Raw genomic sequence first — 26,124 nt, 5'->3', positions numbered from 1 at the left:
TTCCTCTCAATTTTGGCTATATTTTCAGGGATATCTTATGTGTTTATGCGTTTTTTCAATCGTTGGACTCAAAACAGCAGATATAAAAGGCTTTTCAATGTTTTAATATTCATAGGAGCATTTCTGGTAGTTTCATCTGCCAGTATTTATCTTTTTGCTACAAATGTTTCTTTTGACCGATAACAGCGATCTTTGTCCAAGGATAGCATAAGCGATGGAAAGATTGATGAAAAGTGCTGCCCAGACATTTAGACCATAAAAGAGTTCATAATCATGTTGTGATTCATTATAAAACAGATTCTTGATAATTCTGAACGTAATGGCCGTTGTAGTAATGGAGTAGCTTAGAATCATCTCCTTTTTATGTCTAATGATATTCCCCTTTTTTATGGAGAATACAGCCATGATGGTAAAATAAGCCCAAAGAAAATCCTGTAGCAGAAAGCCTGTGATTCCTATAATGCCACCATTTGAAAAGAGTCCAAGTACAAAGCATGCCGGAACATTGATGATGAGAATATTATAAACATACATTTTTCCAATAATCCTGTGCAGTTTTCCGTTTTCTGTTAAAAATTGAGTCGAAAACTGAGTTAAACCAACCAAAAGACAAAGAGTGATGGAAAAGATATGGATATAGAAAAAAGCCATCCAATAAGGATTGCTGACAACCTGTTGTTTGAAGGCCAGAAAGCCAATGGTCTTTTCAAAGGTCAGATATTGGGAAATTGTTTTCAGCATAAGAATACTGAAAATAACGACTGCCAATAGGGCAATCGCTGAAATGATTTTGAGACCCCAATTCTTCACTCTGATGTATTATTTTAGTCTTCCAAAACTTCTCTTACCTGGTTTTCAAGATCGTCAATATTCTTGAACTTTCTCAATTCGAGAGATTTTCCTGTATTTTTCAACTCTGTGATAATATCAAGAATAACTTCCAGAGGTTCTGCTTCGTATCCGAAAAGATTGCTGTCGAAATCAGCACCTACAATAAGTCCGTCACTGTTCATTCCCAGGCACCAGTTTTCTACAAATTCAGTAAGAGGAACAGATGATACCTCGTAATGATCCCATTCCTGTTCCACACAGGATTTTGCTCTTGCAATATCCGACCAGAAGCAGAGGATTTGGGCAGGCCCACCATCTTCATATTCTATTTCGTTGGAATAAGAGGTAGCATATCCTGTTTCGTCTTTTAAAGCAAATAATGTTTGTGTTTCACAGATTTGTTTTATGAAACTTTTATAACGGTTTTGAATGGTAATATGGTCTTGAAGCATTTTAAAAGTAATTATTATAAACTATTTTTTACGACTATTTGTATATATTATTTCAGGTTTCTGTCCATCAAGATCTCTTTTTGATCTTCCAAATAAACCAATTTCAATATCGTTAGGTGTTTTATTTTCAATTTCTGCCGGATTTACATAAGTGTACATTCCGTAGCCATGCCCGGAAACAAGCCAGCCGTCAGTTTGGTTTAAATGGATGGTATTAAAGTCCCCAGCAGGTCCTCCCACAAAGACAGGTCCATATTCTTTCATCTGTTTTATTGCTTCTTCATTCACATTTTTAATGGTGTCAGCATTATCAAAAATAATATAAGTTCCATTTTTGAAAAGAACCCAATCCTGATATTTAGGATTTATGGCAAGTTTCACATTTTTAATGATTTCTGGGTTATCCATTATTTTAATATTTGAGTTGGATTCTTTATGGTCTTTAGAAACTTGATTACAACTTGTTAGAGAAATGATAACAGCTGTAATCAGGATCAGTTTTTTTTCATATAAAAATTTCTTTATCGTAGAGTTTGGTTAAAACTATATAATATTTTTAAGTCTTAGATATTGCAGCAACATAATTGTTTTGGCATCCTTTATTTCCCCTGAATCGATCATGGTAAGGCTTTCCTCAAAAGATAATTCCAGAACTTCTATATTCTCACCTTCTTCTTCCAGGCCGCCGCCGTCAGCAATTTTCATTTCATTCGAATATTCAGCGATAAAGAAGTGAAGAATCTCCGTTACAGATCCGGGGGACATATAAGCTTCAAATATTTTCTGTACTTTGGAAATTTTGTATCCTGTTTCTTCTTCTGTTTCTCTTTTTATACAGTCTTCGGGGTTATCGTTATCTAGCAGTCCGGCACAGGCTTCAATCAGCATTCCGGTTGTGTTTCCGTTGATATAGGTAGGAAGGCGGAACTGTCTTGTTAAAATGACGTTTTTTGTATTTGTATTGTAAAGTAATATTACGGCACCATTTCCCCGGTCATAAGCTTCTCTACTCTGAGTTTCCTCAGTGCCGTCTTTTTTATGAATTGTAAAAGTAACTTTATTCAAAGTATACCAGTTGTCTGATAGGATTTCTGTTTTTAGAATATCAATATTAGGATTTTGCATATCGCTGTGCGGTCTTTTTATTGGTTGTAGGTTAATCTTTTTTTAGTAAATCTTTCAATGCAGGTTTCAAATCGGGAAACTTAAACCGGAATCCTGATTCCTGCACTTTTTTGCATGAAGCTCTTGAACCTTCCAATATAGCAGTGGCAAGTTCTCCAAACATCAATTTTAGTACAAAAACCGGAACATTGGGCATAAACAGAGGTTTTTTCAGGACCTCAACAATTTCTTTCGTCAGATCCTTATTGGTAATATGTTGTGGAGCTACTGCGTTGTAAGCGCCTTCAATAGTAGTGTTTTTCAAGGCAAATTCGTAAAGGGAGCAAATGTCCTCAATATGAATCCATGGCATATATTGTTTTCCGCTTCCCAAGGGAGATCCTACATAATATTTGATGGGAGGAACCATTTTTTTGAGAGCTCCGTCTTTTTCAGAAAGAACGACTGCCGTCCGGACTTTTACCACTCTTTCTGCAAAACTTTCCTTTTTAAAATCGTCAGCTGCTTTTTCCCACAATATAACAACTTCACTTAGAAAGTCATTTCCGGGAGGATCTATTTCTGTATAAATTTTTTCAGAGGTTTTGGTACCGTAGAAGTTGATACCGGATGCTGAAATAAAGGATTTAAGCTTTACATTTTTGTTTTGTAAAGCGTTTTTAAGCAGTGAAGCAGAATCAACTCTGCTGGAGATGAGTTCTTTTTTTCTTTCAGGGGTCCATCTTTTTTCAGAGATATTGGCGCCTGCAAGGTGAATGATGTGGGAAACATTTTCTACAGCGTGTTCATCTATTATTCCATTGATAATATCCCATTCATACTCGTTAGAATGTTTTTTATGCCGGGTAAGAAACCTCAGGTCAAAATCTTTTTCAAGTTTTTTGGAAAGTTCGCGGGCGATCATGCCACTGGCTCCTGTAATGAGAACTATTTCTTTCATAATAATATATTTAGTGGGTGTAATGGGGCTATGTCTGATTTTTAACGATCAGCACAAAGTCCTCTTCCAGAAGTTTATAGCCGTAATCATAAATAAATTTGTATTCTGAACCGTTTTTATAAACTTTCAGATTGGTGAAATAATCAAAATCGAAGCCAAGACTTTCGAGTTTGGCTCTGGTTGCTTTAGTTTTACCATCGGTATTGATTTCTACAAGGATGCGGTAATTTTTGCGGAGCTTGTTGTTGATATTCCGCATCAGATTGGTAGAATCTTTGTTCTGCTTATTGTTGTAGGCGTTGCGGCAGGCATCATTACAGAACTTTTTATCAGCCCTTCCGATTATTTTTTCGCCACATTCGAGGCAATTCATTATTTTATCATTTGGTGTGGTGTGTATGTCTTTTTTTTAATAGCTTTTTGAATCTATTGTGAGTAGGATAGCTTCTGTTGGATGTAATATTATTGAAAAACAAAGCAACAATAATCAGGATAATACATCCCGAAAGTACAGGGGAAATAACGTACCAATATCCTAAGTCCGGAATTTTTCCGGTGGAACTTACAGCAATCAGGGCGGTAGCTCCGCCTGGTGGATGCAGCGTTTTTGTATACTGCATAACAACAATAGAGAAAGCTACAGCTAAAGGGGCAGAAAGCCATATAATGTCCGGAACAATCTTATATATGGTAACTCCCACAATGGCAGACAGAACGTGACCTCCTATCAGATTTCTTGGCTGGGCCAATGGACTTTGAATGGCTCCGTAAATAAGAACGCTAGATGCTCCGAAAGAACCGATCAGAAATATATTTTCTGTTTCTGCTAACGTATGAGACTGGATAAATGCAATGAGCCCAATCCCGAAAAAAGCGCCTAAGAATGACCAGAAATGCTCTTTGTAATCAACAAGCGTTTCTTTATATATCACATATTTTGAGACTCTGAACGTTCTTTTTATAGCCTTCTTCATTTAATCTTCTTTATTTTTTATTTAAATTCAAAGATACGGAAATATCCGTTTGTAAATGGATCGTATGAGTGATCTTAATGTGCCCAGTCAGATTCAAATAAATTTTTATTTTACTTTATCAATAAAGAAAGTACTCAGATTGAAGCACAGTATATGGGAATGCTGATCCCTTTGATAATGAATAATTTTCCCAATTATTTCACTTCAATATCTGTAGAGAAATAGATGAAAATATTTTGGAATGATTGTGCGGAAAATTAAGATACAATTTATGTCATTTACAGTGAACAGTGTCTTAATTTTCTGAGTGATCTGTAGTAAAAGAAATTAAAATACTTTAATATTATAAATGGCCACTAAGCCAGAAGTTACCGGAAGTCTGTTATCCTGCAGGTAATTTCCCGCTTTAAAATAAACGGCTTCTGATTTCCAGCTATCTCCCAAAGTATATTCAGTGGTTTGTTGGTTTATTTTCACCTGAACATGTAAACCGTCCTGTTGAATACTGTATTCGAAAGATTGTCCCAAAGGAATATTTTTCAAGAGGGTAACTCGATCTTCTTTACCATTTACTTCTTTTTTGAAACCAGCCTGCAATTCACCATTATTCCACCATAGTTTTACCGCTTCGGTGCCTTTTGAGTTTCCATGAATCTGGCCAATAATAATTTTTCCCGTACTGGGTTGCTCCAGAATAGCCATTTTTACCAGCAATTGGTGCTGGTTTTCAAAATGCCAATCCTCTTCCTGACGCAATTCTGTTCTGGGATAATGAGAGCCCTGAGTAGGTTTCCCATCCGAAGAACAAAAGAAACGGATACTTTTGTCCTCACTTGAGTAATAGAAATTTTCTGATGAGAACCGCGCTATTTCGGGACCTTTAATAATGGTAATAGAATTGTTTTTCGGAACCGGGAGCTGAAGATTAAACCCTGTCAGATCAAACTGAGCCTGAGAGACTTTAGCATAAACGTTTTTTTGTGCATGAAAAAGAATAGGACAAAGCACAAATAATCCACATTGTACTATGATTTTAAATAAGTTCTTCATAGCCGGTTTAATTACAGTTAAAAAGTATATACGAATTTATATATTTTTATTGATAAGATTCTTACATGGTACGTGTTTTTTTATATAATAGATTTAAAATAAAAGACAGAAAGCCAATTTGACTTTCTGTTTTTCTATCAGTACTGAAATTTAAATATAAAACTATCCTGCAACCAATTCTTCAGTGTACACGAGACCTTCATAACAAGCATTGTAGATTGCTTTCAAGTCATCTAACGTAGGAACTCGTGGGTTGAAACCTGTACAAGGATCTACCAGTGCATTGTTGGCAATATAGTCAAGGTTTTTATCCCAGTCTTCTCTTGAAATTCCAAATTCTTTTATAGCCGACTGATTGTTGACCTCAGAACGTAACGTTTCAATGGCCTGTGCAAGTTCTTCTGCCGTTTCTTTACCGATCACTTTGGCAAGATCAGGAAAACGTTCTGTTGCCTGCGCATTATAACGGATAACATTCGGAAGGAAAATTGCATTAGAAGCACCGTGAGGAATTCCATACAAAGCTCCAACCTGATGAGATAAAGAGTGTACAATTCCCAACCATGCATTGTTGAATGCCAAACCTGCCATAAAAGAGGCATCGTGCATATTCTGACGCGCTGTAATATTATTCGGGTTTTCTACCGCTTCTTTTAAATTATTGAAAACAATCTCCAAACCACCTTTTGAAAGAGCATCTGCGATATTATTATCAATATTCGAAACATAGGCTTCCACACAGTGAGTCAAAGCATCAAGACCTGTATTGGAAGTGACATGGGCAGGCATTGAAGCACAGATTTCTCCATCCACAATGGCAATATCCGGCGTTAATTCATAAGAAACGATAGGATATTTTACTCCTTTTTCTCTGTCTGTAATAACGGCTAGACCTGTTGTTTCGGTTCCTGTTCCACTTGTAGAAGGAATGGCAATAAATTTTGCTTTATTTCTTAAAACCGGAACGGTAAAAGGCTTGATCATCGCATCGAAATCCGCATCAGGATATTCATAAAATACCCACATGATTTTTGCAGCATCAATGGCAGAGCATCCACCTAGACCGATAACCCAGTCCGGTTCAAATGTCTTCATGACCTCAGCTCCTTTCATACATGTTGCAGATGAAGGATCTTCTTCTACACCTTCGAAAATTTGTGTTTCTATTCCCGCCTCTGTAAGATAAGCAATCGCTTTATCCAAAGTTCCGCTCTTTCTCATAGAACTTCCCCCAGTTACAATTACTGCTTTTTTTCCTTTAATATTAGCTAGTTCTGAAAGACTTCCCGCGCCATGAAAAACTTCTCCTGCAATAAATAATTTGCTCATTTTTTACTTAATTTTTAATGAGACAAAATTAGATCAGCTAAAGCAGATGGTGTTATACAAACAGGATTATGTGTTATACATTTGCGCCAATTCCTGCTGGAGTTCTGTTGGAGTTTCTTTCAGTTTCGCTTTTACAAACTTGTTGAGAGCAGATGGAGAATTAAATCCCAGGTCAAAAGCAATTTCCTTATGAGAAAGATCTGAAAACATCAACTGTCGCTTTATTTCAATTAAAATTCTGTTATGGATAGCCTGAATCGCCGTTTCTCCACAATGCTTTTTGGTAATTGAGTTTAATTTTTTAGGAGTAATTGCCAGTTCATCGGCATAATACTGAACGGTTCTGTACTGTTTATAATGCTCATTCAATAACTTTTTGAACCTTACATAAACAGGTTTGTCGGCAGTTTCTTTATGTAAGACAGGGTGTAAGCCATGGATTGACTCAATTAAGCCCAACAGAAATATTTTAATCTGAAATCTTGCTTGTTCCTTTTTTATAAGACTTGGGTTTTGATAAATTCCTTGAATAATTGAAATCGTATATAAACTTTGCTGAAATTCTTGCTGAGATAAAATAGTACAGTGGAGCTGTGTGGAAAGGTTAACATTATAAGTACTCAGCTCATTCTTTAAAATATCCGAACAGAATAGTATTTCTTCAAACAAAATAATTTTTCCTTTCAGGTCATTACTGATATCAGAAATAAAATGTACCTGCTCAGGAAATACTACAGAGATTTTTCCGGGTTTCAAAAAGTGAATTTTGTCCTCAATATGAAGTTGTAATGTTCCACTTTCAATAATAATGATCAGAAAATGGTCTTTTTTATGAGGTTTAAAATATTCCTTTAAATATTCTTCTGTTAAATCAAAAACCCTAAACGAAAGATTTTTATCCTCTTCCTTTTGAATATTTTTTTTAATCTCAAGCTTCTTCATAGTTCTCGTTTCTTTATATCAACCGGCCAAAAATTTTATTATGCCTATTTTTTTGAAATAGAATGCAAAAATAATTAATTTATATCCTAAAAGTAAGGAAACCGTGAATTCTATATTTTGTTTATGTAATAGGATATTAAGCATGATTAAGGGCTTGATCTATTCTTTTATTCTGATGAATTGTTTTTTTGAGTTCATTTTTTACCATTTAATATCCGACTACAAACGACTACAAACGAATTTAAATAGTTTATCACCGACTAAAGCTTCTCAGGTAATGAATCTTTGCAACAGAGATTTGAGAAAGCAGTGAACGTCTCTTATCTAATTATTAACATTTAAAATCTAAAAGTTATGTCACTAAGAAACAAAGTAACCCTGATAGGTTATACAGGAAAAGAAGTTGAAATCGTAAACTTCGAAAACGGAAATATAAAAGCAAGTGTTTCATTAGCAACAAGCGATCATTACACGAATGCTAAAGGTGAAAAAGTAGAAGAAACACAATGGCACAATCTGATTGCCTTTGGGAAGACTGCAGAGATCTTTGAAAAATACGTTCCCAAAGGAAAAGAAATTGCCATAGAAGGAAAGCTTACCTACAGATCATATGATGATAAAGATGGGGTGAAGCGGTATATTACAGAAATACGGGTTGATGAAATCCTGTTATTAGGAGGAAAATGATTCTAAAAACACAAATGATGAAAGTAAAAGTTTTTAAAATAAGGATTCCCGAAGAATTCCTCTACAAAGATCAGGAAATGTTGGATAATTTTCTGGAAGCACACGAAATTATGAAAGTAGAAACAGCTTTTGTAAGTGAAGAACGGTATTGGTCTGTTATTCTGTATTTTGAAGATGTAAAAGAAATCAAAAATACAGTAAAAGAACCAAAGGCAGTTAAATACTCTGCAGAGAATGACTTTTTAAACTTTAATGAAGAAAAAATTCTCAATGCTCTGAAAATATGGAGATCAGAGAAAGCAAGAGAACAAAATCTACCTACTTACTTTATTGCCAGTAACAAGGAGCTGATGTCTGTAGCAAGGTATAAACCTGCAAAAAAAGAAGAACTGCTTGAGATTAAAGGATTCGGAAAGCACAAGATTGAAAATTATGGTGAAGAAATTCTGGAGATCCTGGATAGTGTCTGATTTTTCAGATTAAATGATCATAGAACAGCGAAAGCTGAAGAAGATTATGGCTTCAGCTTTTTATGCTGTGTGAAATTCCGTTCAATTCCGTACTTTTGCATTTATCAAAATGACATACAAGAAATGAAGCCAAGTTTAGCAAAAGGAACGAGAGATTTTACTGCACAGGAAGTTTCCAGAAGAAAATATATCATTACTATTTTACAGAATAATTTTGAATTATTCGGATTTCAACCATTAGAAACTCCAAGCTTTGAAAATCTTTCTACGTTGACAGGGAAATACGGAGAAGAAGGAGACCGTTTGATTTTTAAGATTTTAAATTCTGGAGATTACACCTCAAAAGTAAATCCGGAAGATTGGGAAAATAAAAACCATCAGAAACTTACTTCACAAATTTCAGATAAAGCCCTTCGTTATGATCTTACTGTACCTTTTGCAAGATTTGTAGCAATGAATCATGGGAAACTGACATTTCCTTTTAAACGTTATCAGATTCAGCCGGTTTGGAGAGCAGACAGACCTCAGAAAGGAAGATTCAGAGAGTTCTATCAGTGCGATGCAGATGTTGTAGGAAGTGAAAGCTTATTGCAGGAAGTAGAGTTGGTTCAGTTGTATTTAAAGTCATTTTCTGACCTGAAAGTTCCTGTAACCATTCATATGAACAACCGAAAAATTCTTTCAGGATTAGCTGAGTATGCAGGAATCACAGATAAACTGATTGACTTCACTGTGGCTTTGGATAAACTTGACAAAATTGGAAAAGACGGCGTTGTTAAAGAATTACTGGAAAGAGAAATTTCTCAGGAATCTATTGATAAACTAGACTTCCTGTTCGAACAGTCTGATGATGCATTAGAAAACCTTCTTCAACTGAAAGAAAAGTTTGCGGGTAACGAAATCGGACTTAAAGGAGTAGAAGAACTGGAATTTGTTCTTACACAATCTCTGAACCTTGGGGTTGATATGCAGAACTTAGTTTTCAATATTACCTTAGCGAGAGGACTTGATTATTATACCGGAGCTATCTTTGAAGTGAAAGCGGATGAGGTTGCTATGGGTTCCATCGGCGGGGGCGGTAGATACGATAACCTGACTGAAGTTTTTGGAGTGAAAAATATTCCGGGAATCGGAATTTCATTCGGACTTGATAGAATCTATCTGGTAATGGAAGAACTGAACCTTTTCCCTGAAGAAGCTTCTTCTAAAATAGAATATCTTTTTGCTAATTTCGGAGGAGAAGGAATTACGGAAGCTTTAAAGTTGATCATGAAGCTAAGAGCAAAAGGTGTTTCCGCAGAACTATATCCTGAAAACTCAAAGATCAACAAGCAGTTTACCTATGCAGAAAAGAAAGGTATTAAGAATCTTGTTTTTCTGGGGGAGGAAGAAATTAAAAATAATACAGTTACCTATAAAGATCTTGAAGCTGGAGAACAGAGAACTGTTTCTTTAGAAGAATTCCTAGGGTAATCATATATCCATAGGTTAAAAATAAATCATCCACAAAAGTAATTTTTGTGGATGATTTATTTGATGGATGACAAGATTTAAATATTTTTTAAGTCTACATTCGATTCAAAATTTGTAATTTGGAGTCGATGTTATAAAACAGGGAAGTATTTTCTCTAAAATCAATAAAAACTTTTAAACATAAAAACCAAATGAATACTATTTGTGCATTATGCGGTAGTGCTCTCACGTCTACAGATATGCTGGTAGGGAAAAATAGACTGGCAGATGGTGGATATTTGTGTACGGGGTGTTTTACCAAAGCGGTCAATATTAACAGGGATCTTCTTCATACTCTGGATCAGTTTTACTTTGCAGAAATTACAGGAATGTTTCTGAAAAGTAAAATTGACGCAGGCCAAACTCAAAATGATTCTTCCTATACAGGAAATACTTATCAATACGATGCTCCAACAAGAATGGACGAAATCAAAGATCAGATTGTGGCCCTTAAGGCAAGACTCAGTGTGCTAGCCAATGAAGAAGTGAAGGAACTTGCTAATATTTTGGACAGAGATGAGAAACTTTATGCAATTGCAGAAGGAATAGATCTTCAGAGTAAAAGAGAAGGAATTATTTTTTCAACACAAAAGAGGCTTGCTTTTATTGATAAGAAGTTTCTGGGCGGAGTTGTAAAGAATGAATTCTCACTTCAGAACATTTCTTCTATTGATCATGTTGAAAATCTTTTGTACTCCATATTGAAAATCAATACCAATAGGGGAACTGCAGAATTTAAACTGCATACTAAAAATGATGCAAGAGCTTTCACAAATATTCTTAATCGAAATTACAATGATACTGTAAGGTCTTCCAGTCAGGATTCTATATCATTGCAGGCATTTACTCAAACCATTCCAGACTTGGTTCAGGAAAACGTTTTCACTACAGGAAGTGAAGACCCTTCGACAATTTTTGAACAGTTGGAAAAACTTGGCAAACTTAAAGAAATGGGTATTCTGACAGATACAGAATTTTCCGAACAAAAGAAAAAACTGCTGGAAAAACTTTAAAAAATAAAAACACACAAAATTAAAAATGAACACAGATTGTGCTCTATGTGGATTGCCATTAACGTCAATGGACACGCTGTTAGGAGAAAATAAACTCTCCGATGGAGGGACTTTGTGCAATAAATGTCTTAATAAAGCAACTAATATAAATAAAGAATTGGTATCAGATCTTGCCAGTTATAGTCTGGTACATATAAGAGATATTGTATTACACGGCAGTATGGAAGAAGAGCCTGCAGAAGCAGATATTCCGACCCCTGGATTGGCTGCTGAGGTTTCTCAGCGTGTTCAGGCCGGCTATACTATAGAAACACCCACCAGACTTGAGGAGATCAAAGGGCAAATTGCCGCGTTGGACTCCAACCTCAGTATTTTTGTAAACAGCGAGGTGAAAGAGCTCGTTAATGTGCTTGAAAAAAGTGAAAAGATTATTGCCATTGCCGAAGGAAAATATTTGTATAACAATCTTGAAGGAATTTTGGTTTCTACGCAGAACAGAATTGTTTTTGTAGATAAAAAGTTTTTTGGTGGCGTTTCTGAAAATGAATTTCTGCACCATGAAATTACTTCTATACAGCATAGTAACGGACTGCTTTCCTCTGAATTAAAGCTTTTTACGAATGGCTCAAAAGCGGAGTTCAAACTGTATAACAGAAATGCAGCGAAGACTTTTTATGATGCAGTACAGGGCAATATATACAGTCTGCAGAATCAGGAGAGACTAGAGCCGGAGATTTCCCATGTAAAAGACATTGAGAAGCCACAACAGGTCTTCATAAAAAAAGAAGATCCGTCAGTTATTTTTGATAAGCTGGAAAAATTAGGTAAACTGAGAGAAAACGGTATTCTGACCGATGAAGAGTTTGCGGAACAGAAAAAAAAACTATTGGATAAATTATAATACTAAAAAGGATGAATAACAATTGTTCGTTATGTAATGCGGAATTAACCTCCATGGATACACTTTTGGGAGCAAATAAGCTCTCTGATGGAAATATTTTATGCAATAAATGTTTAGACAAAATAAGTCATATCAATCAGGAATTGCTATATAATCTCAATAATTTCACTATTGATGATATTCACCATCTTCTGCAAAATGGAAAAACGGAACCTGAACAGAACTTGGTAAAAGAGCAGGAGAATCTTCCTGTTTCTGTAAACTTCGAATCAAGGAATATTTCAAATGAAGTTTATAAAATCAGAAAAAGGAAAATAAAATATGAATTGGAAAAACTGAACGCCAGTCTTTCAGTTTTTACCAAAGGAGAGATCAAAGAACTTCCTTATTTAATTTCTGAAGATGAAAAAATACTGGCCATCACAGACGCTCAGTTTATGAATACTTTAGATGCCGGAGTACTCATTGCAACTCCTTTAAGAATGCTTTCTGTATCAAAATCAATGTTTGGCTCTGCAAAAATCAATACTTATCCTAATGAAACAATCAAATCGGTAAGTTTTGTGACAGATCCCAGGTCTCCGATTATTAAGCTTCACCTGGATGAAAGAGTCGTAGAGTTTGAATGTTATATGGATAAAGAAGATGCAGAAAAATTCTATGATATCATAAAAGTAATTTATAATGTTCCTGCAGTTCAGATTAAGCAGCAAGGGGTTGAGGTAAAAGGCAAAACCTCAGAAGATATCTTTGAACAGCTTGAACAATTAGGAAGATTAAGAGAAAATGGTATTTTAACAGATGCTGAATTTACAGAACAGAAAAAGAAACTACTGGAACAATTAGGATAGAATACTTTTTTAAAGTTTTAATAGGAAATGATATGAAATACCTATAAAAACAACAGATTAGCTAAAAAACTATAGATCATTATGATAAAAGAAATAATTTTTAGAGCATTCAATTGGAGATGGTATTTCACATCCTTTATTGCATTATTTTTTGGCCTTTTCTGCTGGTTGCTTATTCTTATTTTGCCCATCAGTAGTTTTACATGGAATTTTTTCTCAATTCTCCCATTTTTAGTCATTGCTTTGGGCTTTATTCTTGGGATTTCCAGACTGTTTCAGAAAGATGAATTCAAAAATGGTATTTTACAATGTATCTTCAGTGTGGTTGTATTTTTTATAGTGGGAGCTTTATTTGTTTATTGTCCGCCAAAAAGTCCTTATAAGCCTTATAATAATGATATCAAGAATCCGAGCAATACCAAGTTTTCAATGCCTTTAAAGATATATCCGAATCGTGATAAGCAGTTGGTTCAAGTGACCCAGCCGGACATACTTTTGTATGACTATTTACAGCCCGGTTCTTATAAATACGACGTTTTTCTTAACAAAATAGAAAAAGGGAAAGTTTATTTAAAAGTATATGATTTTAATACCAATAGAATTCTTTCCGAAAATGAAATAAAGAAACAATCCATAAGGGAAGTTTTCAATCCTAATGATGAACTGAGAGAATTTTCAAGTGATGAGAAAGATTTTACGGTGAAAGAAGGAAGTTGGGGAGATTATTACGGAAGTCGTGTTGAAGTTTGGTTTCAACCGGATGACTCTGCTCAACCTGAAAGGAAACTGATGTCTAAAAATTATATTATTCAGGGAGATTAAACTATTTAAACACCCCAAAAATGAAAAATTATCTGGAAATAAATAAAAACTCCTGGAACGCAAAGGTAGAACCCCATCTGAAGTCAGATTTTTACTTTGTAGATGAGTTTTTGAAAGGAAGAACTTCACTCAATTCCATAGAATTGGAGTTGTTAGGAGATATAAAAGGGAAGAGCATTCTGCACTTACAGTGTCATTTTGGTCAGGATTCTATCTCACTTTCAAGAATGGGAGCAAGAGTTACGGGAATAGATCTTTCCGACAAAGCAATAGAAGCGGCTAGAGATTTGGCACAAAAATGCAGCACAGACACAGAATTTATCTGTTCAGACGTCTATAATCTGCCCAATGTTTTAGATCAGAATTTTGATATTGTCTATACAAGCTATGGTACAATCGGCTGGCTTCCGGACCTTGAAAAATGGGCTGCAGTGATCGATCATTTCCTAAAACCCGGCGGACGTTTCATTATGGCTGAATTTCACCCTGTAGTCTGGATATTTGATGATGATTTTACAAAAGTTGCCTATCATTATTTTAATGAAAAACCTATCGTGGAAACGTATGAAGGAACCTATGCCGATCAGTCTGCGCCTATTGTGCAGGAATATGTGATGTGGAATCATTCCTTGGCTGAAGTTCTTGATAATCTGATAAAAAAAGAAATGAAACTGGAAATATTTCGGGAGTTTGACTGGTCGCCATATCCATCTTTCAGACATGTAGAAGAATTTGAAAAGGGAAAATGGCGAATTCCGCAGTTTGGAAATAAAATTCCACTGGTTTACGGACTGGTTGCAGGCAAATAATAGTTGTTTTTTAAATACAATAAATAGAAAATCAAAAAAGTCATCGTAAATATTACGATGACTTTTCCTATATATGAATGTTAAAAAAAACTGTCTGTATTTAGCTTAAAGAATCTTCAGCTTTTGTCTTTACTTCGTCTACTTTATTCTGAACCTGAGAAGCGACATCATTAGCCTTGCTTTTAAGATCGTTTCCCCATTTGTTCAAATTATCTTTTGCGGTGTTTATTTTATCTTTTACTGCTTGCTGATCTTCAGCACTTGAATTCTTATATTTCCAATATGCTAAAGCACCTAAACCTAATAAAGCCAATAAGCCTTTTGTCTTGTTTCCCATGATTTCTATTTTTTTAAGGTATTAATATTAAAATTTGTTATTAATACATATGTAAAATACGTGCCAAAAAAATGAATGGAAATATAAAAAAATGTTAAATTTAAGAAAATACCTCGAAATTTTCCCCGTCAAAACTGGCGAAGACCATAGTAGGATGGGAATCTTGATGATACATATTTCCTTCTTTATCAATAGCGATGGCTCCGGCAAACCCATCAATCACTTTTAGCTCTTCAAAAGTCTTATTAAACGCTTTCTCAAGACTCATTCCGTCTGTTACTCTGGTGACAATTTTAGCAGCAGTAGCATTGCTGACAATATCTTCTCCCACTCCTGTACAACTGACAGCACAGAATGCATTGGCATAATTTCCTGCCACGGTAGCCGAATCTGAAATCCTTCCCGGAATCTCAAAGCCTTTTCCGCCTGTAGAAGTCGCTACTGCTAGTCTGCCTTCCTTATCCATTGCCACACAACCTACGGTTCCTTTGCCTCCATTATGGAGTTTGGCTTCGTATTCATCTCTTCTTTGTGGAATTTCGGTAGAGAAATTTTCAAATCCATGGTCTGTCGCATAGTTTTTGGCTCCCTGTCCTCCCAGAACTCTGTCGTCTTCACTGATGAGGTTTTTAGCCACTAAGACAGGGTTCTTTACCTCCTGAATATTAATGACACCACTTAACTTTTGGGTTTCACCATCCATAATAGCAGCACTCATTCGAATGACACCGTCACTCTGGATTTGCGAACCAATTCCGGCATTATATAAAGGATCGTCTTCTAAAAGGGATACTGCATACGCTGCTGTTTCAAACGCAGAGTGAGTTTGGAGATATTCAAATGCTTTTTGAGCAATTTCTTGTAAAGAATTTTGTTTTGCCGTTTTTATTTCATGGCTTTGGCCGCTTTCTGAGAAAAAGCCTCCGTGGATGATGATTTTCATAAAAATAAATAATAATTGATATTCTTTACGAAGGTAATTGATAAATTTTAATTAACTCTAACATTTCTATTTAAAAATAGCCAACTATTTTAAACAAAAAAAATGAAACCGTAGTTTCATTTTTATAGTTAGAAAAGATATTTTTGAATTATAAACGATCAAAAAATTATTTATCCTGTGGTATCGGATTAAATTGAGAATTTTCAATTGTCAATACTTTGGTTGTTAAGTCATAATGATCATTCATAGACATTACGTGAACGGTTAGATTATCAATAGAAATAGGTTCCCCAAGATTAATGTTTGTTAGATTGGTATCTTTTATAAACCTTCCGTCAACCAGAATCACAAGCCCTGAGCCTACAGCAGTCATCACATCATTATGAATAAAAAGTCCTGTGTCTTCTCCAAGACCAATTCCAAGAGTTCTTGGATTGTTGACCACTGCTTGGAAAAGGCGACCGATTCTGCCTCGCTGTACGAAATGGGTATCTATAATTACATTATCTATAAGACCCAAGCCTTGTGTTGTTTTGATTTCACCTTTTAGAAGAGCTTCAGAACTGCTTCCCTGGTAAATCATATTCTCAGAAGCTGCCGCGGCACCTGCAGAAGTCCCGGAATAGATAAAATCCTGTTCCTGATACTTTAATAATATGGTATCGTGAAACCTTGTTCCTCCCAGTATGGATGTCAGCCTTAATTGGTCTCCGCCGGTAAACATCATCACATCAGCAGCGTTGGCTCTGGCTACCATGGCATCAGAGTTCGCTTCCTCACGATTGTGTATATCAAGAATGTTGACATTTTTAGCACCCAGAAATTCAAATGCTTTTTTGTATTCTGAACCTACAATTTGTGGAATTTGAGAAGCTGTTGTTACAATTTCAATCACAGAGTTTTCCTTATGTTTCGATTCGTTAATGATCTTTCGCAAGATCCCACGCTCAAAAAAGTTAAGATTCTTTTCTATATTCTGATCATAATCGGTTTCTGCAAAACTACCCTTGTTTACAGCCCCTCCAATCACTATTAATTTTCCAACAGGTTTTGTCATGGTACAAAATTAAAAAATAATTAACATTATTGGACGATTTTTGTGGCATCTTTCATTGATTTTTAACCATTTATAAATGTGAATAAAAATTAATATTTTTTTAATAAATCTTTAAACGTGGTATGGTTTTGTTTAGGGTTTTACATTATCTTTGGCTATACAATGTGTTTTTATTAACTGTTTAAATGCCAATAGACTATGAAAATCGAAAAGATTCAGGCACTACGAGGTCCTAATATCTGGAGTATCAGAAGAAAGAAACTGATACAGATGAGATTAGACCTTGAAGAAATGGAAAATTATCCTACCAATAAAATCGAGGGATTCAGGGAAAGGATTGAAAAATTAATCCCTTCATTGATTACCCATCGATGTTCAGAAGGAGTGGAAGGAGGTTTTTTCCACCGGGTAGAAACGGGAACCTGGATGGGCCATGTCATTGAGCATATTGCTTTAGAAATCCAGACCCTGGCGGGAATGGATGTAGGATTTGGAAGGACTCGTGAAACAAAATCTCCGGGAGTATATAATGTAGTGTTTAATTATATTGAAGAAAATGCAGGGATTTATGCTGCTGAAGAATCAGTCAAAATTGCAGAAGCACTGATTGAGGAAAGAGATTATGACTTAAATGCCTGTATTCATAAATTAAAAGAAATCAGAGAACGTGTTCGTCTGGGACCATCTACAGGAAGTATTGTTGAAGAGGCGGCTTCCAGAAGAATTCCATGGATAAGACTTGGAACCAATTCGTTGGTACAGCTTGGATATGGGGTGAATCAGCAGAGGTTTCAGGCTACGATTACCGGAAAAACAAGTTCCATTGCTGTGGATATTGCCTGTAATAAAGAACTGACCAAAAGAATGCTTCATGATGCTGCCATTCCGGTTCCTATTGGCGACCTTGTGGTAGATGAAGAAGATCTGAATAATGTAATAAGGAAGATCAATTATCCTATTGTATTGAAGCCTTTGGATGGGAATCATGGAAAAGGATCTTCCATTAATGTTAATGATTGGGAATCTGCCAAAATAGGCCTGGAACATGCACAAAAGTACTCCAGAAAAGTAATTGTTGAAAAATATATTACCGGTTATGACTTCCGTGTTTTGGTGATTGATAATAAAATGGTTGCCGCTGCAAGAAGGGTTCCTGCTCATGTTGTAGGGGATGGAGAGCATAATCTTCAACAGCTTATTGAAAAAGAAAATAAAGATCCAAGGAGGGGGTACGGACATGAAAATGTTCTTACTGAGATTGAAGTAGATAAAGACACTCTTGAACTGCTTGATAAGCTTCATTATACACTTGAAACCATTCCCCAAAGAGGAGAAGTGGTTTATCTGAAATCTACTGCCAATCTTTCAACGGGAGGAACTTCCATTGATGTTACCGATATGGTGCATCCTGAAAATATTACGATGGCAGAAAGGATTTCCAAGATTATTGGTTTGGATGTCTGTGGTATTGATATTATGGCAGAAAACCTGACGCAGCCTTTGAAAGAAAGCGGAGGTGCTATCATTGAAGTAAATGCAGCTCCGGGGTTCAGAATGCACCTGGCTCCAAGTGAAGGTTTGCCAAGAAATGTAGCTGCACCGGTAGTAGATATGCTTTATCCGCAAGGAAAACCATTTACCATTCCTATTATTGCAGTAACGGGAACTAATGGAAAAACGACGACAACCAGACTGATCTCCCATATTGTGAAAAGTAATGGATATAGAGTGGGATTCACAACTTCGGATGGTATTTATATTCAAAATACAATGCTTTCCAAAGGAGATACTACAGGGCCTCTTTCCGCAGAGTTTATTCTGAAAGATCCTACCGTAGAATTTGCTGTTCTTGAAACGGCACGAGGAGGAATTCTCCGCTCTGGCCTTGGGTTTTCACAATGTGATATTGGTGTTCTGACGAATATAGAAGAAGATCATTTGGGAATGAATGATATTCATACATTAAAAGACCTTGCCAAAGTAAAAAGAGTGGTTCTGGACAGTGTAAAGAAAAGCGGTTGGAGTGTATTGAATGCCGACAATGAATATTCCATGAAGATTGTCAATGATCTGGATTCCAATGTCGCCATTTTCAGTATGGATGAAAACAATCCTCATATTGTCAAATTTGCAAAAGAAGGCAAAACTACCTGTGTGTATGAAGAAGGCTTTGTGACCATTAAAAAAGGAGATTGGAAGATCAGAATAGGAAAAGCAAAAGATTTCCCTATTACGATGGAAGGAAAAGCAAGGTTTATGATTGAAAATGTACTGGCTGCCAGTTTAGCGAGTTACCTTCATGGTTTTGGAATTGAAGATATTTCAAACTCTTTGAGAACATTTATTCCAAGTGCACAGCTGACACCGGGAAGACTGAATGTTTTTAAATTTAAAAATTTTAAAGTTCTGATCGACTTTGCCCACAACCCTTCAGGATATGAAGCAATTGAGGATTATTTGAAAAATGTTGAATCTACCAAGAAAATAGGTATTATATCCGGCGTTGGAGACAGAAGAGACAACGATATCCGAGAATGTGGAAAGATTGCCGGAAGAATGTTTGACTACATTATTATCCGAAATGAAAAGCATCTTCGTGGAAGAACAGAAGAAGAAATTAACGGACTGATCATCGACGGAATTAATGATGCAGGTAAAGATGTCAGCTACGAGATTATTCCTAAAGAAATCGAAGCCTTAAAACATGCTATGGGAATGGCTGAAGAAGGAACTTTCATCACTGCTTTGAGCGATGTGATTTCCAATGCCATTGATCTGGTGCAGGAATATCAGGCAAGAGAGCTACTGGAAGATAATAAGAATTTATAAAGATATATAATCATAAAAAGCATTGGCGGAACCAAAGGTTCCGCCAATGCTTTTATTTACGGTTACGATATATCAGTTTACATTTTTTCAGAACTGGCATAAATGTCTATAATTGTAAGATTTTCATATTCTTTTAGGATATCTTCATTGGTCTTATATCTTACGCTATCTCTTTTAATTATTTTTTTATAACCGGTACCTGTGCGAAATAAACTATTGGTTTCATTATCACGTTCCTTAATAAACAGGTTTATTCTGGCTGGTTTAAAGTTTATCTCCTGATTGCTGATTTTATCAATAAATCGGATAGAAATAATATTGTTGGCTTCCGTACCTCCTCCCAGAATTATCTGTTGAATATCTACTTTTAAATCACTCAATACATCTTTAACTTTTTTACCTAAATAATATTTTTTGTTAACCTCAAACTTATCAATATCATTTTTTGAGTATATTTTTTCCTGTGCATTGATCTGTGAAAAATGACTTATGACGATGATCAAAAGAGAAACAGATAATTTTTTTATCATTTTTAAAGAGAAATTTTTTTTACACGTAATGACCATACCTTATCCTTCAGTAAAAAAAGCATTTAAACTTCCGATCCAAATAGCATCTTTTTTATTAAAATCTACATTTACCATTGCTGCTTTGGTCATTCTTCCCAGATTTTCCAACGTAAGTTCAGCCACTATTTTTTTGTACTGCGAAAGTTCGTTTTCGAGTTCCTTCATTTTGGTGAGTTGCTGTACATCCAATCCGCCATATTTGCTTTTCCATTTGTAAAATGTCGGCTGGCTGATGCCATGTTCACGGCAAATCTCATTCACTGTTTTACCTTGATTTTGTTCAGATAGAATCTTAATGATCTGAACTTCTGAAAATTTACTGTTTTTTCATACTCTTCCAAATTTAAAAAAACTATATTTTTAAATGCTTAGTTTTTTGGGGAAGATTGCAATATTATTTTAATAATTTTTACAAGATATGTTTATTTAAATCGATTTGGATTCATCATATAATTTTTTAAATAATCTTTCATATCTTCTTCTAAATAATACTCTTCATTATTATGATAGGATTTTTTATCTTTTACAATCTTTATATAAATTGTCTTTATTTCTTTATTCTTGGTTGAATAAATATCCGAGCATTTACTTTTTATATTTTTATTTTCAAATGCTATATATGTCTTTTTAAGAATTGATTCATCAATTAATCTGGGAAAAGGATACAATGAATTAAATAATGCTAAATATTTATCAGTAAATAAATCACTTTTTCTTAAAGAACGAAATTCTTTACAATGAATTTGTCCTAGTTGAGTAAATTGTTCAAACGATTTTTTATCATCTTTAAGCTTTGATATGGCTGATGTAAAGGTTTTATTATCTTGAGCAACTATTAAATTTATTATAAAGACAACTATAAATACTATTACTTTTTTCATGATAAATTATTTTAATTCCCAAAAATAAACTGTCCCACCATAACTCACATAATCATGTCCTCCAATAACATTTCTATGGCTTCCAATCCACAACGTTGCGTGTCCAGAAATTCCATCTCCAAAACCTCCTAAAATTATATAAACTCCGTTCTTAATCCTTCCCTCATTAATTTTGTTTGCTACAGTGTTAATGTCAGATGGTCCAGTAACTTTAATATCAGCAGCTCCCCAAATTTCTTTTTTTGATAACCAATTATACAAACCACTCACACTAGTTTGAAATCCTTTATTGAAAAAAGCATGTTTCTTATTAGTTATTCTAAATGCGGTTTTAACTGTCATGCCTCCATTTATCAAGCCTAAAGAAACTCTTGTAGCACAAGCATTACCAAATATTTTCTTGTCATAACTATCTCCTAATATTTCTGAAAAAACTAGATTTGCAGGTTTATCATTATTTCCACTTCTAGGGTATCCTTCATAAACTTTTTTCCAACTAGGTCTTTTAATTTGTACAGGTCTTGTCTGCCCGCTTCCAGTTGTGGCAACAATGCCCCTCCGTTGTTCTAATAATATTGGTGTAAAATTGTTAATATTCATGATAATGATTTTTATATGTTTTCTAATTTTTCTTCAGTAAATATTTTTATATCATAATTTTTTAAAGGTTCTTTAAAGATTACCATCCCTTCTTTATCTACTGTACCTGTTAAACTTAATTTATCAAGTCCTTCTGCTAATGGTTCTCCATCATCCGATTTTACAGTAACATCAATACTTTCTCCCTCTTCGTAGTTCCTTGTTTTAACAACAAGGTTCATATCTACAAAAAATTTGGAATCATCCATGAGTTGAATATCTTCATCATCATAAGCCCAATACATTGCTGCTATCTGTTTCTCTCTTGTATACTCAAACTCTCCATTTTCAGGTAATTTGTTCATATGTGGGGCTTTATACTCAATCTTATCTTTGGCTGTGAGTAGTGAATTAGCTCCGTACACATGCATTCTGTCTTTTGCTCCAAACTCAGCCTTTCCATCTGTGTAACCAATAAATTTCTCTTTACCGTATAAATCTAGGTGAGATTTTGCTGATATTTCAGTATTGGTTCCAGCATTGATAATCGTTTTCTTCCCACTGTCTTGGCTTATTTCTTGTCTTGCAATAATTTTGATATTCTGTCCAACATTCGTATCCATATTTTTACCTGCTTTGGTATCAATATCTTCTTCAATATCAAATTTCAGATTCTTAGCTTTTATCGTAATAGTGCCAGGAGAAGTAATATTTAAATTCCCTCCTTCAGTATCAAGCTTGATTTCATTGGTTTTCTTATCGGCTAGTAAGATACTTTCACCCTCTGTTAAGACTAATCGATGTCCATCAGGTGATTGGATAGACCTAATACGGTTTCCACTGCCTCCTCCTAAACCTATCTTTCCATGAAACATGGCACCCATTGCAAAAGGAAAATCGGGATGATGATATTCAAAACCAACCATCACTTGATCTCCAACTTCTGGAATAGCCACAAAACCTCTGTTCTGGCTGATTAAACCACTTCCTCCTGCATCAGGACTCATCATTCTGATAAAATAGGTAGAATCAGCTATTCCCTGCCAATCAAACCGAACCTGTATTCTTCCTTGATTTAGTGGGTCTATGTTAGAGATTACTGTGGCTACTTGTTGCTCTGCTTTGGGAATAATAAAATCTGGTTTCGGCATAAAGCCTGTTCCTTCTGCTATCCCTTCAAAACTTCCTGTGTAATAGCCTCTGGCATCTACTTCGTGATAAGCCTCTGTAATCATCAAAGTAGTGAAATGCTCACTCTTATTAGTGTCAGGCTTCCTCATGGCTATATCTGCCACACACCCTATGTATAAGAAAGGAATACTCGTATATCCTGAGACCTTCATAACCTCTACAGCAGCACTTCCCATAGCACTCTTCTGAGAATCATTCACATCTAAATACATATTGGGATTAATAGGGCTTGGGATAAGTGAACGTGTTTTGAAAATATTGTTGTTGAGCTCATAAGCTTGAGAAGATAAATCTCCTAAATGTTTGATAGGATTATTAAAGCTTTCCATTTTTTCATGGCTGCTGCTATTGTACCCAAAGAATTCGGGTTTTGTGTGGATAGCTTCTAAGTCTACCCGTATATTAGTCACATTGCTTTTATCGGTAAGCTGAATACGTTTTTCATGTGATGGAAGATTTCCGAAATGAAGGATTTCACCATCATAGTAAAACTGCTCTCCATAGGCTTCTGCTAGTCTGGAAAGGTAATTATAATGGGTCTCACAATATTGAGAGCTGTAATGGATACGTCCTTTGAATTTGGCATCTACTCTGAAATCAAAATTACTTGTTCCTAATGTATCTTTAATAATACTGTTGGCAATGATACCCGTATTCACAGGTCCATTTCCTCCAAAACTTTGAGTGTGGGGTGCCGAGTCCATCAGGATGGTCGGGCTATAGCCATTGAATATGAGATTTCCAAGACTCATTTCTTCCTGACTGAATCCCACATTGGTCACGACTCCTACAAAGCTTCTTTCAGGACTTTCGTTTTGAGGGTCTTTATAATTGAAAGTTACCGTGATTCTTGTTCCTAGAAACTTTTTTGCCTGTTCGAGATTGTAGTTTTGGATTTCTTCTAAAGAATCATAAGCAAGAATAAGTTCAAATTGGTGGTGTCTCCGTGCACTTTGCCATAAATGAAAGTGTTTAAAGCCCTTTATTGTTTTACGATTAATAACAATGTTCAATTTTACAACACGGTTAATACCAGATAGGTGATTCTCTGAAATTCTCTCAGAGTTAGAGGTTTTCTTTTCCATAACATTTGTGTGTGTTTGATAGTGTATCACTAAAATTAGGTAAAAATATCATACCAAATGAACTAGTTTTTGCTAAAGTTTTGAAATTGTAATAAAACTACGATTGATTGTTAATCAGATAGTTTCTTTAATTGGTTGCTTACTTTTTATTTTGAAAGTGATTTTTTAGCCTATCAATAATACATTTCGGAGCATACATAGAGCAATAAGAAAAAGCGGCATATAAAACAACAAATGAGACTAATAAAAGATAGTCCCAATTGCTAGTTTCTCTTGATTGTAGGAAATAATTTCCGCAGAAATAGGTATTTGAAGTAAGCAGAATCATTTTGCTACATCAAAAGGGTTTTGGTTTCCCTTCATAAAAACAGAACCCATCCTTTTATATTTCTAGGGTTTACCATTCACACATAAATCATAAATTCCATTTCCTTTTTGTTCTGAAATGTGGAAGAAAACAACGTCACTTTCGTCGCAGTTATTATCTATCGAAAAGTGTTTTCTAAGGTTAGAAATCGTTGCATCTACCTTTTTCAAAAAGATTGGATTTTTCTATTCGGCGTAGGTTCATGATAGTTTGTTGGCAAATCACATTTTTTATCTTTCTGTGTTTCCTGTGTGAAATAAAATGTTGGCAATGCTAATGCAAGAGTAAAGAGAAATTTTTTTTACACGTAATGACCATACCTTATCCTTCAGCAAAAAAAGCATTTGAACTTCCGATCCAAATAGCATCTTTTTTATTAAAATCTACATTTACCATTGCTGCTTTGGTCATTCTTCCTAAATTTTCCAGTAGAATAGGGCGGTCATCATTTTCTCTCCAAATATATAATAAACGGATTTCAGCTTTTGAAAATTCTCCTTTAATATCTTCAAAAATAGGTTCATAAGCTACTTTTCTTTGTAAGATGTAATTTTCTTTATCCTGAATAGCCTCTGTAATCTCTTTTGTCGGATTTAGATTTACCCCGCTTCCTGCAAACGAAAATAAAGGTTTCAATACAAAATTGTCAAGATTTTCCTGCTCTGGGAATTCGTTAAGGAAATAACTTTTCGGAACAAATTGATGTTTTAGTAACGGCAAAAGAAACTTTGAAATTTTAAAGAACCAGTTGGGATGGGTAATCCACTTTACATCAACTTCCTCGCGGAAATCAAACTCCGTTATAAGATCTGGAATATTATCCAATTCATCAAATATGACGCGGTTATAAATTCTTTTAATCTCAATCAGTTTTCCATCATGTTCGTAGAAAAGTTTTTTGCCCTGTTTTTTCACTTTTGTCAGGCAAACAGTTTTTATTCCCAATAATTTTTCAGTTAAAGCAAAATCAATAGCTGTTTTTTGTTTTTCGGGAAAAATTTCAAGAAGAATGACATGATCAGGATGTTCATCACCAATAATCAATTCCTTTAAATAATTTGTAAAAGCCTCATAAGGCATAGGATTTTTGATAGCATCAAGGAACGGATATACTTCACAGAAAGTTTCTTCATATGTTTTTTGAAAAGCATATAATGAAGGAAATGCCTGGAGCTCTATCAACTGAGGTTCTATTTCTCCGTTTTCGCTTCTACAGATACCGAAATCTATGGTGAAGAAATGAGGTTTGTCTGTATCATTAGGAACTCTGCAGTTTTCGGGAACTGCTTTTTGAAGAGTTTCAGCAGGAAGATTTTTAATTTGGGTAATGATGCTTTCACTTGCTTCAATGAGCTTATTTTCAAACTCTTTGGTAAGAAATAACGGGCTTTCTGAAATTCTAAAAGTTGTTTCTACGCCTCCTTTCTGCTTTAAAATATTCTTAAGTTGTTGGTATTTTTCCTGTGAAAATTCCTGATTGAATTGTTTTCTGTATTTTGGGATCATATTTTTGGTGTGATGTTAAAAAAATCGAGCATTTCTGCCCGATTGTTATAATAAGGAAGCTAAAAGCTGGAA

28 protein-coding genes and 1 pseudogene are annotated in these 26,124 nt (G+C 34.9%); 9 read left to right on the top strand and 20 right to left on the bottom strand.

What is annotated here, in order from left to right; genetic code table 11:
• Window positions 1–132: 132 nt before the first annotated feature.
• The 10 genes from ACQ76T_RS08155 to ACQ76T_RS08110 all read right to left on the bottom strand — a co-directional run bounded on the left by ACQ76T_RS08155 (window position 133) and on the right by ACQ76T_RS08110 (window position 7,643).
• On the bottom strand, window positions 133–810 hold the full coding sequence (locus ACQ76T_RS08155) for a DUF2306 domain-containing protein (RefSeq protein WP_431342814.1): 678 nt from the start codon (window positions 808–810) through the stop codon (window positions 133–135).
• Window positions 811–824: 14 nt separating this feature from the next.
• The gene (locus tag ACQ76T_RS08150; RefSeq protein WP_431342813.1) at window positions 825–1,283 is read right to left on the bottom strand and encodes a DUF2750 domain-containing protein; all 459 of its coding nucleotides are present in this window, start codon (window positions 1,281–1,283) and stop codon (window positions 825–827) included.
• Between the two features lie 21 nt (window positions 1,284–1,304).
• On the bottom strand, window positions 1,305–1,691 hold the full coding sequence (locus ACQ76T_RS08145; protein ID WP_431342812.1) for a hypothetical protein: 387 nt from the start codon (window positions 1,689–1,691) through the stop codon (window positions 1,305–1,307).
• Between the two features lie 135 nt (window positions 1,692–1,826).
• The gene (gene nudK, locus ACQ76T_RS08140) at window positions 1,827–2,408 is read right to left on the bottom strand and encodes a GDP-mannose pyrophosphatase NudK (RefSeq protein WP_431342811.1); all 582 of its coding nucleotides are present in this window, start codon (window positions 2,406–2,408) and stop codon (window positions 1,827–1,829) included.
• A gap of 31 nt (window positions 2,409–2,439) precedes the next feature.
• Window positions 2,440–3,348, bottom strand: a complete 909-nt coding sequence (locus ACQ76T_RS08135; protein WP_431342810.1) for a TIGR01777 family oxidoreductase — start codon at window positions 3,346–3,348, stop codon at window positions 2,440–2,442.
• 28 nt (window positions 3,349–3,376) lie between these two features.
• The gene (locus ACQ76T_RS08130; protein WP_431342809.1) at window positions 3,377–3,721 is read right to left on the bottom strand and encodes a hypothetical protein; all 345 of its coding nucleotides are present in this window, start codon (window positions 3,719–3,721) and stop codon (window positions 3,377–3,379) included.
• A 7-nt stretch (window positions 3,722–3,728) separates the two neighbouring features.
• Window positions 3,729–4,322, bottom strand: coding sequence for an HPP family protein (locus ACQ76T_RS08125; RefSeq protein ID WP_431342808.1), 594 nt, complete (start codon window positions 4,320–4,322; stop codon window positions 3,729–3,731).
• A 327-nt stretch (window positions 4,323–4,649) separates the two neighbouring features.
• Entirely contained in the window at window positions 4,650–5,372 is a 723-nt protein-coding gene (locus tag ACQ76T_RS08120) for a polysaccharide lyase family 7 protein (protein WP_431342807.1), read from the bottom strand.
• A gap of 162 nt (window positions 5,373–5,534) precedes the next feature.
• Window positions 5,535–6,701: an iron-containing alcohol dehydrogenase gene (locus ACQ76T_RS08115; protein WP_431342806.1), complete on the bottom strand. Its 1,167-nt coding sequence runs from the start codon at window positions 6,699–6,701 to the stop codon at window positions 5,535–5,537.
• Window positions 6,702–6,767: 66 nt separating this feature from the next.
• A complete protein-coding gene (locus tag ACQ76T_RS08110) occupies window positions 6,768–7,643 on the bottom strand; it encodes an AraC family transcriptional regulator (protein ID WP_431342805.1) in 876 nt (291 codons plus the stop codon).
• A gap of 354 nt (window positions 7,644–7,997) precedes the next feature.
• On the opposite strand from ACQ76T_RS08110, the gene ACQ76T_RS08105 reads away from it, so the two are divergent.
• The 8 genes from ACQ76T_RS08105 (at window position 7,998) to ACQ76T_RS08070 (ending at window position 14,708) form a co-directional block, all read left to right on the top strand.
• Complete coding sequence (locus tag ACQ76T_RS08105; protein ID WP_431342804.1) at window positions 7,998–8,330, top strand: single-stranded DNA-binding protein; 333 nt, start codon at window positions 7,998–8,000, stop codon at window positions 8,328–8,330.
• A 14-nt stretch (window positions 8,331–8,344) separates the two neighbouring features.
• Window positions 8,345–8,800, top strand: coding sequence for an HRDC domain-containing protein (locus ACQ76T_RS08100; RefSeq protein ID WP_431342803.1), 456 nt, complete (start codon window positions 8,345–8,347; stop codon window positions 8,798–8,800).
• 123 nt (window positions 8,801–8,923) lie between these two features.
• Window positions 8,924–10,273 carry a histidine--tRNA ligase gene (hisS, locus tag ACQ76T_RS08095; protein WP_431342802.1) on the top strand — a complete coding sequence of 450 codons (1,350 nt, stop codon included), beginning with the start codon at window positions 8,924–8,926 and terminating at the stop codon, window positions 10,271–10,273.
• A gap of 191 nt (window positions 10,274–10,464) precedes the next feature.
• Window positions 10,465–11,325 carry a PH domain-containing protein gene (locus ACQ76T_RS08090; protein ID WP_431342801.1) on the top strand — a complete coding sequence of 287 codons (861 nt, stop codon included), beginning with the start codon at window positions 10,465–10,467 and terminating at the stop codon, window positions 11,323–11,325.
• Between the two features lie 25 nt (window positions 11,326–11,350).
• A complete protein-coding gene (locus tag ACQ76T_RS08085; protein WP_431342800.1) occupies window positions 11,351–12,226 on the top strand; it encodes a PH domain-containing protein in 876 nt (291 codons plus the stop codon).
• An 11-nt stretch (window positions 12,227–12,237) separates the two neighbouring features.
• On the top strand, window positions 12,238–13,077 hold the full coding sequence (locus tag ACQ76T_RS08080; protein WP_431342799.1) for a PH domain-containing protein: 840 nt from the start codon (window positions 12,238–12,240) through the stop codon (window positions 13,075–13,077).
• A gap of 81 nt (window positions 13,078–13,158) precedes the next feature.
• Window positions 13,159–13,899: a hypothetical protein gene (locus tag ACQ76T_RS08075; protein ID WP_431342798.1), complete on the top strand. Its 741-nt coding sequence runs from the start codon at window positions 13,159–13,161 to the stop codon at window positions 13,897–13,899.
• Window positions 13,900–13,919: 20 nt separating this feature from the next.
• On the top strand, window positions 13,920–14,708 hold the full coding sequence (locus ACQ76T_RS08070; RefSeq protein WP_431342797.1) for a class I SAM-dependent methyltransferase: 789 nt from the start codon (window positions 13,920–13,922) through the stop codon (window positions 14,706–14,708).
• A 100-nt stretch (window positions 14,709–14,808) separates the two neighbouring features.
• Here ACQ76T_RS08070 and ACQ76T_RS08065 read toward each other — a convergent pair whose 3' ends face one another.
• The 3 genes from ACQ76T_RS08065 to ACQ76T_RS08055 form a co-directional block, all read right to left on the bottom strand.
• The gene (locus tag ACQ76T_RS08065) at window positions 14,809–15,045 is read right to left on the bottom strand and encodes a YtxH domain-containing protein (RefSeq protein ID WP_431342796.1); all 237 of its coding nucleotides are present in this window, start codon (window positions 15,043–15,045) and stop codon (window positions 14,809–14,811) included.
• A gap of 100 nt (window positions 15,046–15,145) precedes the next feature.
• Window positions 15,146–15,988, bottom strand: a complete 843-nt coding sequence (locus ACQ76T_RS08060) for an isoaspartyl peptidase/L-asparaginase (protein WP_431342795.1) — start codon at window positions 15,986–15,988, stop codon at window positions 15,146–15,148.
• A 166-nt stretch (window positions 15,989–16,154) separates the two neighbouring features.
• On the bottom strand, window positions 16,155–17,045 hold the full coding sequence (locus ACQ76T_RS08055; protein WP_431342794.1) for a cyanophycinase: 891 nt from the start codon (window positions 17,043–17,045) through the stop codon (window positions 16,155–16,157).
• A 198-nt stretch (window positions 17,046–17,243) separates the two neighbouring features.
• Between ACQ76T_RS08055 and cphA the strand changes: the two genes are divergently transcribed.
• Window positions 17,244–19,874, top strand: a complete 2,631-nt coding sequence (gene cphA, locus ACQ76T_RS08050; protein ID WP_431342793.1) for a cyanophycin synthetase — start codon at window positions 17,244–17,246, stop codon at window positions 19,872–19,874.
• Window positions 19,875–19,951: 77 nt separating this feature from the next.
• Here the strand turns inward: cphA and ACQ76T_RS08045 are convergent, their stop codons facing one another.
• From ACQ76T_RS08045 to ACQ76T_RS08015, 7 genes and pseudogenes are all read right to left on the bottom strand, one after another.
• Window positions 19,952–20,404, bottom strand: coding sequence for a hypothetical protein (locus ACQ76T_RS08045; protein ID WP_431342792.1), 453 nt, complete (start codon window positions 20,402–20,404; stop codon window positions 19,952–19,954).
• 39 nt (window positions 20,405–20,443) lie between these two features.
• A pseudogene (locus ACQ76T_RS08040) lies at window positions 20,444–20,758 on the bottom strand (transposase); the annotation flags it as partial.
• Window positions 20,759–20,865: 107 nt separating this feature from the next.
• Entirely contained in the window at window positions 20,866–21,324 is a 459-nt protein-coding gene (locus ACQ76T_RS08035; RefSeq protein ID WP_431342791.1) for a hypothetical protein, read from the bottom strand.
• Window positions 21,325–21,330: 6 nt separating this feature from the next.
• On the bottom strand, window positions 21,331–21,924 hold the full coding sequence (locus ACQ76T_RS08030; RefSeq protein WP_431342790.1) for a T6SS effector amidase Tae4 family protein: 594 nt from the start codon (window positions 21,922–21,924) through the stop codon (window positions 21,331–21,333).
• Window positions 21,925–21,935: 11 nt separating this feature from the next.
• Window positions 21,936–24,179 (bottom strand): phage baseplate assembly protein V, encoded by a 2,244-nt coding sequence (locus ACQ76T_RS08025; RefSeq protein ID WP_431342789.1) that lies wholly within the window; start codon window positions 24,177–24,179, stop codon window positions 21,936–21,938.
• Between the two features lie 390 nt (window positions 24,180–24,569).
• Window positions 24,570–24,716 (bottom strand): hypothetical protein, encoded by a 147-nt coding sequence (locus ACQ76T_RS08020; protein WP_431342788.1) that lies wholly within the window; start codon window positions 24,714–24,716, stop codon window positions 24,570–24,572.
• 151 nt (window positions 24,717–24,867) lie between these two features.
• A complete protein-coding gene (locus tag ACQ76T_RS08015; RefSeq protein ID WP_431342787.1) occupies window positions 24,868–26,052 on the bottom strand; it encodes a hypothetical protein in 1,185 nt (394 codons plus the stop codon).
• Window positions 26,053–26,124: the final 72 nt, after the last annotated feature.

The sequence above is a fragment of the Chryseobacterium sp. JK1 genome (genome assembly GCF_050632815.1).
Lineage (GTDB): Bacteria > Bacteroidota > Bacteroidia > Flavobacteriales > Weeksellaceae > Chryseobacterium.
The sequence above is the reverse complement of the archived record's forward strand: the minus strand, read 5'-3'. Positions and strand labels throughout refer to the sequence as shown.

Excerpts from the sequence above, each read along its gene's own strand:
- ACQ76T_RS08045 (WP_431342792.1), bottom strand. The coding sequence starts at position 20,404 with ATGATAAAAAAATTATCTGTTTCTCTTTTGATCATCGTCATAAGTCAT.
- ACQ76T_RS08070 (WP_431342797.1), top strand. The coding sequence starts at position 13,920 with ATGAAAAATTATCTGGAAATAAATAAAAACTCCTGGAACGCAAAGGTA.
- ACQ76T_RS08115 (WP_431342806.1), bottom strand. The coding sequence starts at position 6,701 with ATGAGCAAATTATTTATTGCAGGAGAAGTTTTTCATGGCGCGGGAAGT.
- ACQ76T_RS08125 (WP_431342808.1), bottom strand. The coding sequence starts at position 4,322 with ATGAAGAAGGCTATAAAAAGAACGTTCAGAGTCTCAAAATATGTGATA.
- ACQ76T_RS08015 (WP_431342787.1), bottom strand. The coding sequence starts at position 26,052 with ATGATCCCAAAATACAGAAAACAATTCAATCAGGAATTTTCACAGGAA.
- ACQ76T_RS08080 (WP_431342799.1), top strand. The coding sequence starts at position 12,238 with ATGAATAACAATTGTTCGTTATGTAATGCGGAATTAACCTCCATGGAT.
- ACQ76T_RS08120 (WP_431342807.1), bottom strand. The coding sequence starts at position 5,372 with ATGAAGAACTTATTTAAAATCATAGTACAATGTGGATTATTTGTGCTT.
- ACQ76T_RS08075 (WP_431342798.1), top strand. The coding sequence starts at position 13,159 with ATGATAAAAGAAATAATTTTTAGAGCATTCAATTGGAGATGGTATTTC.
- ACQ76T_RS08135 (WP_431342810.1), bottom strand. The coding sequence starts at position 3,348 with ATGAAAGAAATAGTTCTCATTACAGGAGCCAGTGGCATGATCGCCCGC.
- hisS (WP_431342802.1), top strand. The coding sequence starts at position 8,924 with ATGAAGCCAAGTTTAGCAAAAGGAACGAGAGATTTTACTGCACAGGAA.
- ACQ76T_RS08035 (WP_431342791.1), bottom strand. The coding sequence starts at position 21,324 with ATGAAAAAAGTAATAGTATTTATAGTTGTCTTTATAATAAATTTAATA.
- ACQ76T_RS08110 (WP_431342805.1), bottom strand. The coding sequence starts at position 7,643 with ATGAAGAAGCTTGAGATTAAAAAAAATATTCAAAAGGAAGAGGATAAA.
- ACQ76T_RS08030 (WP_431342790.1), bottom strand. The coding sequence starts at position 21,924 with ATGAATATTAACAATTTTACACCAATATTATTAGAACAACGGAGGGGC.
- ACQ76T_RS08130 (WP_431342809.1), bottom strand. The coding sequence starts at position 3,721 with ATGAATTGCCTCGAATGTGGCGAAAAAATAATCGGAAGGGCTGATAAA.
- nudK (WP_431342811.1), bottom strand. The coding sequence starts at position 2,408 with ATGCAAAATCCTAATATTGATATTCTAAAAACAGAAATCCTATCAGAC.
- ACQ76T_RS08060 (WP_431342795.1), bottom strand. The coding sequence starts at position 15,988 with ATGAAAATCATCATCCACGGAGGCTTTTTCTCAGAAAGCGGCCAAAGC.
- ACQ76T_RS08105 (WP_431342804.1), top strand. The coding sequence starts at position 7,998 with ATGTCACTAAGAAACAAAGTAACCCTGATAGGTTATACAGGAAAAGAA.
- ACQ76T_RS08090 (WP_431342801.1), top strand. The coding sequence starts at position 10,465 with ATGAATACTATTTGTGCATTATGCGGTAGTGCTCTCACGTCTACAGAT.
- cphA (WP_431342793.1), top strand. The coding sequence starts at position 17,244 with ATGAAAATCGAAAAGATTCAGGCACTACGAGGTCCTAATATCTGGAGT.
- ACQ76T_RS08100 (WP_431342803.1), top strand. The coding sequence starts at position 8,345 with ATGATGAAAGTAAAAGTTTTTAAAATAAGGATTCCCGAAGAATTCCTC.
- ACQ76T_RS08085 (WP_431342800.1), top strand. The coding sequence starts at position 11,351 with ATGAACACAGATTGTGCTCTATGTGGATTGCCATTAACGTCAATGGAC.
- ACQ76T_RS08150 (WP_431342813.1), bottom strand. The coding sequence starts at position 1,283 with ATGCTTCAAGACCATATTACCATTCAAAACCGTTATAAAAGTTTCATA.
- ACQ76T_RS08055 (WP_431342794.1), bottom strand. The coding sequence starts at position 17,045 with ATGACAAAACCTGTTGGAAAATTAATAGTGATTGGAGGGGCTGTAAAC.
- ACQ76T_RS08025 (WP_431342789.1), bottom strand. The coding sequence starts at position 24,179 with ATGGAAAAGAAAACCTCTAACTCTGAGAGAATTTCAGAGAATCACCTA.
- ACQ76T_RS08145 (WP_431342812.1), bottom strand. The coding sequence starts at position 1,691 with ATGGATAACCCAGAAATCATTAAAAATGTGAAACTTGCCATAAATCCT.
- ACQ76T_RS08065 (WP_431342796.1), bottom strand. The coding sequence starts at position 15,045 with ATGGGAAACAAGACAAAAGGCTTATTGGCTTTATTAGGTTTAGGTGCT.